The organism is Brevibacterium linens ATCC 9172, from assembly GCF_900169165.1.
GTDB classification, from domain to species: Bacteria; Actinomycetota; Actinomycetes; order Actinomycetales; family Brevibacteriaceae; genus Brevibacterium; species Brevibacterium linens.
Genome location: NZ_FXYY01000003.1, coordinates 181945 through 193813 on the forward strand (window position 1 = coordinate 181945; position 11869 = coordinate 193813).

An 11869-nucleotide genomic window follows, 5' to 3' on the forward strand; every position below is an offset into this window, starting at 1 on the left:
TGAACCTCAAGCCTCGCCTTCAGTGCGGGGCCAAGGCCAGGCCATCAGGGCCCTTGACCATGGGAGAGTAGTAAAAACGTGGGAACACTCAACGCCGCGAACACAACAGTCAGTGCTGCAGAAGGCGGCTTCCACGCACCGTCGATGGCTGAGTTCTTTCCAGCCTCATTCCTCTTTGAGGGCACACCGTTCGAAATGAACCGCGTGATGCTCATCCGCATCATCGCCACCGTCGCTGTCGTTGTGCTGCTGGCCGTCTGGGCCAAGCGCATGAAGCTCATTCCTTCCCGCTTCCAGTCGAGCATGGAACTCGCCATGGAATTCGTCACGGTCGGCATCGCCGAGGACACGATGGGCAAGGAGAAGGCCAAGAAATTCATGCCGCTCATCGTGGCGATCTTCTTCGGCATCCTCTTCTGGAACGTCACGAAGCTCATTCCGTTCCTCAACATGCCGGGCACCGGCGTCATCGGCATGCCGATCGTGCTGACCCTCGTGGTCTACGTGACCTACCACTGGGCCGGCATCGCAGAGAAGGGCCTCGGCCGCTACCTCAAGGATTCGCTCATCCTGCCCGGCGTTCCGCCGGCGATGCACATCCTGCTCATCCCGATCGAGTTCATCACGAAGTTCGTGACTCAGCCGTTCACTCTGGCGATCCGACTCTTCGCGAACATGATGGTCGGCCATCTCCTGCTCGTCCTCTGCTTCTCAGCCACGAGCTTCTTCCTCTTCGACGCTGCGAACGGATTCCAGTTCTTCGGCATCGTCACCTTCGCCGGCGGCATGTTCGTCTTCGTCCTGGAGATGCTCATCGTCGTGCTGCAGGCCTACATCTTCGCTCTTCTGTCCTGTGTGTACATCAATGCCGCGATCTCGGACGACCACTGAGTTCGCACCCCCAGATCCGTAACTCACGAGTTGCACGGTCGGGCCAACCACCCGGCTACATTATGAAAGGAAAAGCATCCTATGGATATGCTCGCCGAAGTGTCAGGTAGCGTTTCGACGATCGGTTACGGCCTCGCCGCAATCGGCCCCGGTGTCGGTGTCGGAATCGTCATCGGCAAGACCATCGAAGGTACCGCTCGTCAGCCCGAAATGGCCGGCGCCCTGCGCGGAAACATGTTCCTCGGTATCGCTCTGATCGAGGCCCTGGCCCTCATCGGTATCGCCACCCCGTTCTTCCTGCCCTGATCTCGAAGAGGACTGAAAGATGACTCCGGTAAACATCGTCGCCTCCGCGGAGAACCCGCTTCTCCCGGCGGCCTACGACATCCTCTGGAGTGCCGTCTGTCTGCTGATCGTCTTCCTGGTTGTCTGGAAGTACGTCCTTCCCGCCTTCAACAAGACCCTCGACGAGCGTGCTGAGCGCATCCAGGGTGGAATTGAGAAGGCCGAGAAGGTGCAGGCCGAAGCCGATCAGGCTCTGGCCGAGTATCAGAAGCAGCTCGCCGACGGTCGTGCCGAAGCTGCACGACTGCGCGCCGAGGCTCAGGAAGAGGGCGCCCAGATCATCGCCGAGATGAAAGCCCAGGCTCACACCGAGGCTGATCGCATCATCGCTCAGGCACAGACTCAGATCGACGCCGAACGTCAGTCCGCCATGGTGCAGCTGCGTTCCGAGGTCGGCACTCTCGCCACAGACCTGGCTTCGCGCATCGTCGGTGAGTCCCTCACCGATGACCAGCGTTCGGCCAATGTGGTCGATCGCTTCATCTCCGATCTCGAGTCCGATTCGTCCGCGCAGCCGGTCAAGGGGGCGTGATGCTCCAGTCGAGCAGATTGTCCCTGCAGGCCGTCCTCGAGACCGCGAACTCCGAGATCTCCGGGGGAGACCCCCGACAGATCGGTGAGGAGACTCTGGCAGTCGTCGGCTTCCTCGCCGAGAATGTCGGACTGCGCAAGGCTCTGGCAGACTCCTCCGAGTCGGCCGAGAGGAAGCAGCAGCTGCTGCGGACTCTGTTCTCGACTCGGATCACGGATGCGGTTCTGCGCATCAGCGATCAGGCAGTCGGCCGCCGTTGGGCGCGGACCCAGGACCTCGTCACCAGCCTCGAAGTCGCCGGTGTGACAGCGATCGCCGCTGCCGCACAGGCCGACGCGAAGCTGGGAGCGGTCGAAGAGGAGATCTTCCGCTTCGCGCGTCTGCTGGAATCCAACCACGAGCTGTCCCGCGCGCTCGATTCGCAGGCCACCGACGAGAGCAAGCGCGCTCTCGTGACGGACCTGCTCGCCGGCAAGGCACAGCCCGACACCATCAAGCTGGTCGAACAGGCTGCTCTGCACCCGCGCGGTCTCCGTGTGGCGAAGGCGCTCGACCAGTACAGCGATATCCTCGCCGCCCGGCAGCAGCGGTCGGTTGCGGACGTCACCGTCGCCAAGCCTCTGAGCGAGGCGCAGACCGAACGGCTGCAGGCGGCTTTGTCGGCCAGCTATGGTCGCGAACTCGTCCTCAATGTCCAGGTCGATCCCGACGTGCTCGGGGGAGTCCGGGTGCAGGTCGGCGACGAGATGATGAACTCGACCGTGGCCGATCGACTGGCCGATGTGCAGCGCAAGCTCGCAGGTTGACACTAGTGGCCGGCTTCTCCGGCATCGGCGGCCTACCGGTCGCCGGACGCAAGATTTGAGTAAAGGAAGCAGGGAAACCAGATGGCGGAACTGACAATTCGCCCGGAAGAGATCCGGGACGCTCTCGGGAAGTTCGTTGACTCGTACAACCCGGAGAGCTCGGAAAAGACCGAGGTCGGCAAGGTCGTCACCGCTGGTGACGGTATCGCCCACGTCTCGGGCCTGCCCGGCACCATGGCCAACGAACTCCTGCGGTTCGAAGACGGCACCCTGGGCCTGGCACAGAACCTCGACGAACGCGAGATCGGCGTCGTCATCCTCGGCGAGTTCTCCGGCATCGCCGAAGAGCAGAACGTCTACCGCACCGGCGAGGTCCTCTCGATCCCGGTCGGCGACGGCTACCTCGGCCGTGTGGTCGATCCGCTGGGTCGTCCCGTCGACGGACTCGGCGATATCGAGACCGTCGGCCGCCGCGAGCTCGAGCTCCAGGCCGCCGGCGTCATGGACCGCCAGGAAGTGCGTGAGCCTCTCCAGACCGGCTACAAGAGCATCGACGCGATGATCCCCGTCGGCCGTGGCCAGCGTCAGCTGGTCATCGGCGACCGCAAGACCGGCAAGACCGCTCTGGCGATCGACACGATCATCAACCAGAAGGCCAACTGGGAGACCGGAGACCCCAAGAAGCAGGTCCGCTGCATCTACGTGGCCGTCGGCCAGAAGGGCTCGACCATCGCCGGCGTCCGCCGTTCGCTGGATGAAGCCGGAGCGCTCGAGTACACGACCATCGTGTCCTCGCCCGCCTCGGACCCTGCCGGCTTCAAGTACCTGGCTCCCTATTCCGGCTCGGCAATCGGTCAGCACTGGATGTACGACGGCAAGCACGTCCTCATCGTGTTCGACGACCTGTCGAAGCAGGCCGAGGCCTACCGCGCCGTGTCCCTGCTGCTGCGTCGTCCGCCGGGCCGTGAAGCCTACCCCGGTGACGTCTTCTACCTGCACTCGCGTCTGCTGGAACGCTGCGCGAAGCTCTCCGATGAGCTCGGCGGCGGTTCGATGACCGGTCTGCCGATCATCGAGACGAAGGCCAACGACGTCGGTGCGTTCATTCCGACCAACGTCATCTCGATCACCGACGGACAGATCTTCCTGCAGTCCGATCTGTTCAACGCCGGTCAGCGTCCCGCTGTCGACGTCGGTGTGTCCGTGTCTCGAGTCGGTGGTGCCGCTCAGACGAAGGCCCTCAAGGGCGTCTCGGGCACACTGAAGATCTCGCTGGCCCAGTACCGTTCGCTCGAGGCGTTCGCGATGTTCGCATCCGACCTCGACGATGCGACCAAGCGTGACCTGGCTCGCGGTGCGCGACTGACCGAACTGCTCAAGCAGGGTCAGTACGCTCCGATGCCGTTCGAGAAGCAGACCGTGTCGATCTTCGCCGGAACCAATGGCTACCTCGACGAGATCCCGGTCGGCGACGTGCTCCGGTTCGAGACCGAACTGCACGATCACATCGAGCGCAAGACCGGCATCTTCACGACCATCCGTGAGACGCTGAAGCTCGACGACGACACGACCGAAGAGCTGAAGAACGTCCTGGCCGATTTCACCCGGAACTTCGCCAGCTCTGACCAGAGCGGATCGAAGGCCGGAAGCGAAGACACCGCAGCCGCTTCCTCTGACGAGGTCGAGCAGGAGCAGATCGTTCGGCAGAAGCGTTGAACCTGTTCCGTAACGGCGAAAGGAAGAACTGATGGGAGCCCAGCAGAGGGTCTTCAAACAGAAGATCCGCTCGACTCAGTCCTTGAGGAAGATCTTCAAGGCGATGGAGCTCATCGCTGCTTCGCGGATCCAGAAGGCCATTGCCCGCTCGCAGGCGGCAAGCCCCTACGCGAACGCCCTGACCCGGGCCGTGTCGGCAGTGGCCAGCGAGTCGAACGTCGACCACGTTCTCACCACGGAATCGGACGACGTCAAGCGTGCTGCCGTCCTGGTGATCGGTCCCGACCGCGGATTCGCCGGGGCCTATTCGGCGAACCTGCTGCGCGAGGCCGAGGAACTCATTCGGCTGCTGCGCAACGAGGGCAAGAGTGTGGATCTGTTCACGGTCGGCAGCAAGGCCAAGAACTACTACACCTTCCGCGATCGCAAGATCGAGAAGTCCTGGACAGGCATCTCCGAGAACCCGTTGGCCGAGCACGCCCGCGAGATCGGTGAGGCGCTGTTGGAGAACTTCGATCCGGAGTCGGACGACTCCGGGATCGACGAGATCTACATCGTCTTTACCCGTTTCGTCTCCAGCGTCACGCACGACCCGGAATACCGGCGTCTGCTTCCGCTGGAGGTCGTCGACGCCGAAGAGGCATCGGCCGGCGGACAGGCCGGCGGATCGTCCGACGCCCCCGCGTTCCCACTCTACGAGTTCGAACCGAGTGCGGAGGCTGTGCTCGACGCTCTGTTGCCGCGATACATCGATTCGCGCATTCTGTCGGCGCTGCTCAGTGCAGCTGCATCCGAGCAGGCATCGCGACAGGCGGCGATGAAGACAGCCACGGACAACGCGGATGATCTCATCAAGACCTACACCCGGTTGGCCAATACGGCTCGCCAGGCGGAAATCACCCAGGAACTCACCGAGATCGTCGGTGGGGCGGATGCCCTCGCGGCATCGGCAGCCGGCGACTGACCGGCGAGAGCAGAGAGAAAGAGACCATGACTGCCACAGCAACGGAAACCTCTCCGGCACAGGGCACTGCCCTCGGCCGGATTTCCCGAGTCATCGGCCCGGTTGTCGACATCGAGTTCCCGCTCGACTCCGTGCCCGAGATCTACAATGCACTGACCGCGTCGGTGGAACTGTCCGAAGGCACCCGGAAGCTGACTTTCGAGGTCGCGCTTCACCTGGGCAACGGACTCGTCCGAGCCGTGTCGCTGCAGCCGACCGACGGCCTCGTCCGCGGACAGGAAGTCGTCGACACCGGCGCACCGATCTCCGTTCCCGTCGGAGACGTGACCAAGCACCACGTGTGGAACACGACCGGTGACTGCCTCAACCTCGCCGACGGCGAGGAGCTGGAGATCTCCGAACGGTGGCCCATCCACCGTCCGGCACCGTCCTTCGACGAACTCGAGTCGAAGACCGAGATCCTCGAAGTCGGCATCAAGAGCATCGACCTCCTGACCCCCTATGTCCAGGGTGGAAAGATCGGTCTGTTCGGCGGCGCCGGCGTCGGCAAGACCGTGCTCATCCAGGAGATGATCTTCCGCATCGCGCACAACCACTCGGGCACCTCGGTGTTCGCCGGTGTGGGCGAGCGTACCCGTGAGGGCAACGACCTCATCATGGAAATGGATGAGGCAGGAGTCTTCAAGGACACCGCGCTGGTGTTCGGCCAGATGGATGAGCCTCCAGGCACCCGTCTGCGCGTGGCGCTGTCGGCGCTGACCATGGCGGAGTACTTCCGCGATGTGCAGAACCAGGACGTGCTGCTGTTCATCGACAACATCTTCCGCTTCACCCAGGCCGGCTCCGAGGTCTCGACCCTGCTGGGTCGCATGCCCTCTGCCGTGGGCTACCAGCCCAACCTGGCTGACGAGATGGGTCTGCTGCAGGAGCGCATCACCTCGACGCGTGGTCACTCGATCACGTCGATGCAGGCGATCTACGTTCCCGCCGATGACTACACCGACCCGGCTCCGGCGACGACATTCGCCCACCTCGACGCGACCACGGAACTCAGCCGTGACATCGCCTCGCGCGGTCTGTACCCGGCGATCGACCCGCTCGCATCGTCCTCGCGCATCCTCGATCCGCTGATCGTCGGTGACGAGCACTACCGCGTGGCCAATGAGGTCAAGGCGATTCTGCAGAAGAACAAGGAGCTGCAGGACATCATCGCCATCCTCGGTGTCGATGAACTCGGCGAAGAGGACAAGCTCGTCGTCCACCGTGCACGTCGCATCGAGCAGTTCCTGTCGCAGAACACCTACACCGCTGAAAAGTTCACTCAGGTTCCCGGTTCGACTGTGCCGCTGGCCGACACGATCGAAGGCTTCTCGAAGATCTGCTCCGGCGAAGTCGACCACATCCCTGAGCAGGCATTCTTCAACGTCGGCGGCCTTGACGATGTCATGCGCAACTACGAAGAGATGCAGAAGTAAGCCATGGCGACACTCGAAGTGAATGTCGTGGCTGCTGATCGCGAGGTATGGACCGGTGAGGCCAAGCGCGTCATCGCCCGTACCCTCGACGGCGAGATCGGCATCCTGCCGGGCCACGAGCCCGTGCTTGGTGTCGTCGCCGACGGCGAGGCACGGATTCTCACCCCGGGAGAGGACACCATCAGGGTCAAAGCCGATGGTGGATTCCTCTCGGTGGAGAACAACCGTGTGATCATTGCCGCTGATCAGGCCGAACTTTTCTGATCTGCGCGTTACACTGGCAACCGTGAACCCTTCTGTCCTGCTGATCGTTCTGCTCTCGTTGGTAGGACTCGCGCTTGCGCTGATCGTGGTCGTCACGATCCGACGCAGGTCGATCTCGAAGCTCTCGGGTGCCTTCGACTGTTCCATCAACGTGGGCGAGGAGTATTCTTCTCGCCCACGTTGGCGTTTGGGCGTGGCGGTGTTCTCCGTCACATCCCTGGACTGGTATCCGGTCTTCGCGCTCACGCGCCGTGCCGCATTCCGCTTGCCGCGCGCGGATCTGGACATCCTCGTCCGGCGCAAGCCGACCTCCGGTGAGCAGTACTCGGTTCTGCCCGAAGCGGTCGTCGTCGACTGCTCGTACGGCAAAGCGGACGGTCGTCCGCGCTCGGTGTCGCTGGCGATGGACACCGAATCCCTGTCCACGATGGCTTCGTGGCTCGAATCATCACCCCCTGGCTTCAATCCGACGATGGGACGGTTCACCTAATGGATGTCTTCCGCCTGACCGGGCCCGCACAGCTGACGGGAACCATCGATGTCAGAGGCGCCAAGAACAGCGTCCTCAAGCTCATGGCTGCGAGTCTCCTCGCGGTGGGACGCACCACCATCACGAACGTCCCGGCCATCCTCGACGTGCGAATCATGGTCGAACTGCTCGTCCGCCTCGGCTGCACGGTCGACTATGACGCCGACGGCGGTGTCGTCGTCATCGACGTCCCCGCCGAAGTCGGCATCCAGGCCGACTACGAACTCGTCCGTGCGATGCGGGCGTCGATCTCCGTCCTCGGTCCGCTGACCGCACGGATGCGCGCCGCGCATGTGGCACTTCCCGGCGGAGATGCCATCGGCTCCCGCGGACTCGACATGCACCAGGCCGGGCTCGAGGCACTGGGAGCAGTCGTCCATCTTGACCACGGCTATTTCGTCGCCGAGGCTCCGAACGGTCTGCGCGGCACCGAGATCGTCCTCGAATTCCCTTCCGTCGGTGCCACCGAGAATCTCGTCATGGCGGCAACCCTCGCCCATGGCACCACCACCATCGCCAACGCGGCCCGCGAACCCGAGATCGTCGACATCTGCACGATGCTCGTCGAGATGGGTGCGCAGATCGAAGGAGTGGGCACGTCCGACCTCACCATCACCGGTGTCGAATCGCTGCAGCCGGTGACCCATCGCACAGTCGGCGATCGCATCGTCGCCGGGACTTTCGCCTTCGGCGCCGCCTTGAGCGCAGGGGACGTGACCGTGCGCGGAGTCGGGCTCGACATCATGCCCAACATCGGAATGAAGCTGCGTGATTCGGGCGCCACGGTCGACGACCTCGGCGAGATCATCCTCGGGGATGGGACCGAAGGCAAGGGGTTCCGTGTCATCGGTGCTCAGCGTCCTCACGCCATCCGGGTCGCCACCATGCCGTTTCCCGGATTCCCGACCGACCTGCAGCCGTTCGTCATCGCACTGAACTCGGTCTCCGACGGAATCGGTCTGCTCTCGGAGAACCTGTTCGAAGCACGCTGGCGCTTCGTTCAGGAGATCGCACGTCTCGGTGCGAAGGTGCGCATCGACGGCAACCACGCGTTGGTCACCGGCAGCGAAAGCCTCTCCGGCGCCGAAGTCGAGGCCTCTGACATTCGAGCGGGAGCGGGCTTGGTCATGGCCGCACTGCGCGCCGGGGGAGTGACCGAAGTGTCCGGAATCGACCACATCGAACGCGGTTACGAGAACTTCGTCGATAACCTGCGCAGCCTCGGCGTCGACGTTCAACGGGTCGTAAAGCGCGACGTCCTCAGTTTCGGCTGAACCTCCCACACATCGCTGCCCGTCGAGGGATCACCGGCTTCCGAGTCCGGCAGAGCTCTTCCGTGTCCGGTGAGCGATCTGTTCTCGTCGACCTCTTCCCGCGCATCGGGAGGGCCAGGGTCAGAACAGGCGTGTCTCGGGGTCGTCCATTCCGCGCAGTGCGTCATAGTCGAGAACGACGCAGCGGATGCCCCGATCTTCAGCGAGCGTGCGTGCCTGCGGTTTGATCTCCTGAGCTGCGAAGACACCGTGGACCGGACTGAGGAGAGGATCGCGATTCATCAGCTCGAGATAGCGAGTGAGCTGTTCGACACCGTCGATATCGCCGCGGCGCTTGATCTCCACAGCCACTGACTTCTGTCCGTCGTCCCGAGCCAAGATGTCCACCGGACCGATGGCCGTCATGTATTCGCGGCGAACCAGACTGTAGCCATCGCCGAGGGTCTCGATGTGCTCGGCGAGCAGCTCCTGCAGATGCGCTTCGACACCGTCCTTGACCAACCCCGGATCGACGCCGAACTCATAGGTGTCGTCAGCGAGGACTTCGGCGATGGAGATGACAAGGCGGTCTCCCGTCTTCGACTGCGAAACCTCCCACAACTCAGTCAGGCCGGCCTCTGCCTGCTCGTCATCGGGTTCGATGTGCCGAACCGTGCACGGGGGAGTCATCCAGTTCAGCGGCTTGTAGGACCCGCCGTCGGAATGGATGAGCACCGAGCCGTCGGACTTGAGCATGATGAGGCGAGTCGCCATCGGAAGGTGGGCGGTCAGACGACCGGCATAATCAACGGAACATTGGGCTATGACTAGACGCACGCGCTTCAGCCTACGTGAGACAATGACTCAATGCCACGATCTTCATCCTCGCGTCGCAAGAACAAATGGCAGCAGGCTCCCCGCGATCTGTCCGAGTCCACGGCAGGTGTGAGGACGAGCCGTTCACTGCCGGATGGAACCTGGTCCGTGCAGACTGTGAAGGGAAACGAATCCGGCAAGGTCTACGTCTGCCCGGGCTGCGGCCGCGACGTCAGTGCCGCCTCGACCCATATCGTTGCCTGGCGGCAGGATGCCCCGCACGGAATCGAGATCGGGGTCGAGAGCAGACGCCACTGGCATCGGCGCTGCTTCGATCGCTTCCGGTGATCTCAGGCCGCCTGCAGTCGGTCGGATGAACGGTCGTCTGCGAACGCCGCCCGTAGCCGGAAACGTCGAAGGGACCCGCATCAGCGGGTCCCTTCGTCATGAACGTCTCAGGCGGCCTCAGCGCAGCGAGTTGCGCGAGCGTGAGGTCTTCGAGTTGTTGTCCTTCGATCCGGAGACCTGCGCATCGATCGAGATGGTGTCCTCGTCGGTGGCACCGTTGGGCAGATCCGTGCCCGCGGTGTCCTTGTCTTCAACGGCAGAGTCGGCGTTCGCCCCCGAAGCGTTCTTCGCATCAGGTGTCGACTTCGCCCCGTCGGCCGACGGGCGGGAAGTCTTCGCGGAGCTGCTGCCCTTGTTTGTGGGCCCATCGTTCTTCGCAGATCCGGTCGACTTCGAGTTCGTGGATTCGGTCGACTTCGAGTTCGTGGATTCGGTCGACTTCGTGCTCGTGGATTCGGTCTTCGAGGATTCGGCAGTGGTGTCGGTCGACGACGCGTCCTCGGTCGGTTTCGCGGAATCGTCGGGCTTCGCGGAATCGTCGGACTTCGCATCATCGGTCGACGTTGCCGACTCCTCGGACTTCGCCGCATCCGAAGAGTCATCGTCGGCCAGCAGGTCTTCGAGCTCCGGTCCGTCGGCGATCTGCTCGGTGGCCTGAGACGCCGATTCGGCCTTCGCCGGATCCACTGAGTCGCCGCCCATGATCCCGGGCATTGCGAACAGCGAACGGAGCTGATCGAGCTGAGCAGTGATCGTCTTGCGCTGCTTCGTGAGCAGATCGACCTGCGACTGGGCGGAGGCGACATTGCGCTTGGCCTCGGCCGCGGACTCCTCGATGGTCGCCTCGGCAGTGGCCCGCGCTTCGGCGATGAGAGTCTGCGCACGGGACTTGCCATCGGCGATGATCTCATCGGCCTTCTTCACTGCGTAGGTGCGCGTTTGCTCGGCACGCTCGGCAGCTTCCTTCGCCTCGGTGTCGGCCTTCGCCGCACGGGCCTGAGCCTCTTCGACGAGCTTCTTGTTCTCGGCCTGTGCCTCTTCGTAGCGTTTCTTTCGTTCGGACTCGGCTTCTTTGCGCTTGTTCGCGAGTTCGACGTCGAAGTCGTTTCCGGCCTTCTTCGACGCCTCGTCACGGGCCTTTGCGGCCTTGAGCAGCTCATCGGCCTGTGCCTGTGCAGCGGCAACTGTCTCTTCTGCCTCGGTCTTGGCCTCGGCACGCAGGTCGGCAGCTTCCTTCTCGGCGGTCGCTCGCAGCTCGGAGAGCTCGAGATCCAGACTCTCGCGAGCTTCCTTCGCAGAAGCGGCATTCGCTTCCTTGGCCTGGTTGGTCTCGCGTTCGGTGGTCGCGCTGAGCTCGGCAGCGCGCTTCTCCGCGGCCTTGATCGTCTCTTCGGCGCGCAGCTCGGCCGAGGACGTGATCGCATCGGCTTCCGAGCGGGCATTGGACAAGGTGTCGTTGCTCTCGGTGTGCATGCGCGCACGTGCGGAGGCGGCCTCGGCGCGAGCCTTGTTCCGGATCGTCTCGGCGTCGGAATTGGCCTGGGCGAGGGTCTCACGGGCCTGCGATTCGGCGATCTTGAGCAGATGATCGATGCGGCTTCCGGGAGGGCCGGCGGCCTCCGCGTTGTCGTTGGCAGCCTTCTTCAGCTGTGCCTTGGCTTCGGACAGCTCTCCGGCGATTTGCAGCTTCGCCCGATCTGCATTGATGACCTGACTGCGCGCATCGGCCAGAGCCTTGCGGACCGATTCGACCTCGGTGCGCAGCTGCTGCAGACGCGAATCGACTTCACTCTTCTCGTAGCCGCGCATCGCTGTGCGGAATTCTTCGGTGGGCGTCACTGAAGCGAACTCCTGTCATCGTGGAAAGGGGGTGTACTTGGGCTGTCCTCGTCCTACTCTAACGGAGACTCCATGAGTGTTGGGTGCGAAT

Annotated in this window: 13 protein-coding genes; 11 read left to right on the forward strand and 2 right to left on the reverse strand. The window is 63.2% G+C overall.

Annotated features, from left to right (window positions below; translation table 11 throughout):
* Window positions 1-78 precede the first annotated feature (78 nt).
* The 10 genes from atpB to murA all read left to right on the forward strand — a co-directional run bounded on the left by atpB (window position 79) and on the right by murA (window position 8796).
* The gene (gene atpB / locus BLIN9172_RS03965; RefSeq protein WP_231488360.1) at window positions 79-891 is read left to right on the forward strand and encodes a F0F1 ATP synthase subunit A; all 813 of its coding nucleotides are present in this window, start codon (window positions 79-81) and stop codon (window positions 889-891) included.
* A gap of 81 nt (window positions 892-972) precedes the next feature.
* Complete coding sequence (gene atpE, locus BLIN9172_RS03970) at window positions 973-1197, forward strand: F0F1 ATP synthase subunit C (protein ID WP_025776917.1); 225 nt, start codon at window positions 973-975, stop codon at window positions 1195-1197.
* Window positions 1198-1216: 19 nt separating this feature from the next.
* A complete protein-coding gene (locus BLIN9172_RS03975; protein ID WP_025776916.1) occupies window positions 1217-1768 on the forward strand; it encodes a F0F1 ATP synthase subunit B in 552 nt (183 codons plus the stop codon).
* Complete coding sequence (locus tag BLIN9172_RS03980; RefSeq protein WP_101554043.1) at window positions 1768-2574, forward strand: F0F1 ATP synthase subunit delta; 807 nt, start codon at window positions 1768-1770, stop codon at window positions 2572-2574. Before BLIN9172_RS03975 ends, BLIN9172_RS03980 begins: the two co-directional genes overlap by 1 nt.
* Before the next feature lie 81 nt (window positions 2575-2655).
* Complete coding sequence (atpA, locus tag BLIN9172_RS03985) at window positions 2656-4290, forward strand: F0F1 ATP synthase subunit alpha (protein WP_101553937.1); 1635 nt, start codon at window positions 2656-2658, stop codon at window positions 4288-4290.
* A gap of 31 nt (window positions 4291-4321) precedes the next feature.
* Window positions 4322-5254 carry a F0F1 ATP synthase subunit gamma gene (locus tag BLIN9172_RS03990; protein WP_101553938.1) on the forward strand — a complete coding sequence of 311 codons (933 nt, stop codon included), beginning with the start codon at window positions 4322-4324 and terminating at the stop codon, window positions 5252-5254.
* 26 nt (window positions 5255-5280) lie between these two features.
* Complete coding sequence (gene atpD / locus BLIN9172_RS03995; RefSeq protein WP_025776912.1) at window positions 5281-6729, forward strand: F0F1 ATP synthase subunit beta; 1449 nt, start codon at window positions 5281-5283, stop codon at window positions 6727-6729.
* 3 nt (window positions 6730-6732) lie between these two features.
* Window positions 6733-6993 (forward strand): F0F1 ATP synthase subunit epsilon, encoded by a 261-nt coding sequence (locus BLIN9172_RS04000; RefSeq protein ID WP_101553939.1) that lies wholly within the window; start codon window positions 6733-6735, stop codon window positions 6991-6993.
* Between the two features lie 22 nt (window positions 6994-7015).
* Window positions 7016-7483, forward strand: a complete 468-nt coding sequence (locus tag BLIN9172_RS04005) for a DUF2550 domain-containing protein (RefSeq protein WP_025776910.1) — start codon at window positions 7016-7018, stop codon at window positions 7481-7483.
* Window positions 7483-8796, forward strand: coding sequence for a UDP-N-acetylglucosamine 1-carboxyvinyltransferase (gene murA, locus BLIN9172_RS04010; protein ID WP_101553940.1), 1314 nt, complete (start codon window positions 7483-7485; stop codon window positions 8794-8796). Before BLIN9172_RS04005 ends, murA begins: the two co-directional genes overlap by 1 nt.
* Before the next feature lie 120 nt (window positions 8797-8916).
* Here murA and nucS read toward each other — a convergent pair whose 3' ends face one another.
* Entirely contained in the window at window positions 8917-9612 is a 696-nt protein-coding gene (gene nucS, locus BLIN9172_RS04015; RefSeq protein WP_101553941.1) for an endonuclease NucS, read from the reverse strand.
* A gap of 30 nt (window positions 9613-9642) precedes the next feature.
* Between nucS and BLIN9172_RS04020 the strand changes: the two genes are divergently transcribed.
* Window positions 9643-9939: an Rv1322 family protein gene (locus BLIN9172_RS04020; RefSeq protein WP_240811974.1), complete on the forward strand. Its 297-nt coding sequence runs from the start codon at window positions 9643-9645 to the stop codon at window positions 9937-9939.
* Window positions 9940-10056: 117 nt separating this feature from the next.
* On the opposite strand, the gene BLIN9172_RS04025 is transcribed toward BLIN9172_RS04020, so the two are convergent.
* Window positions 10057-11778, reverse strand: a complete 1722-nt coding sequence (locus BLIN9172_RS04025; protein WP_240811975.1) for a coiled-coil domain-containing protein — start codon at window positions 11776-11778, stop codon at window positions 10057-10059.
* Window positions 11779-11869 lie beyond the last annotated feature (91 nt).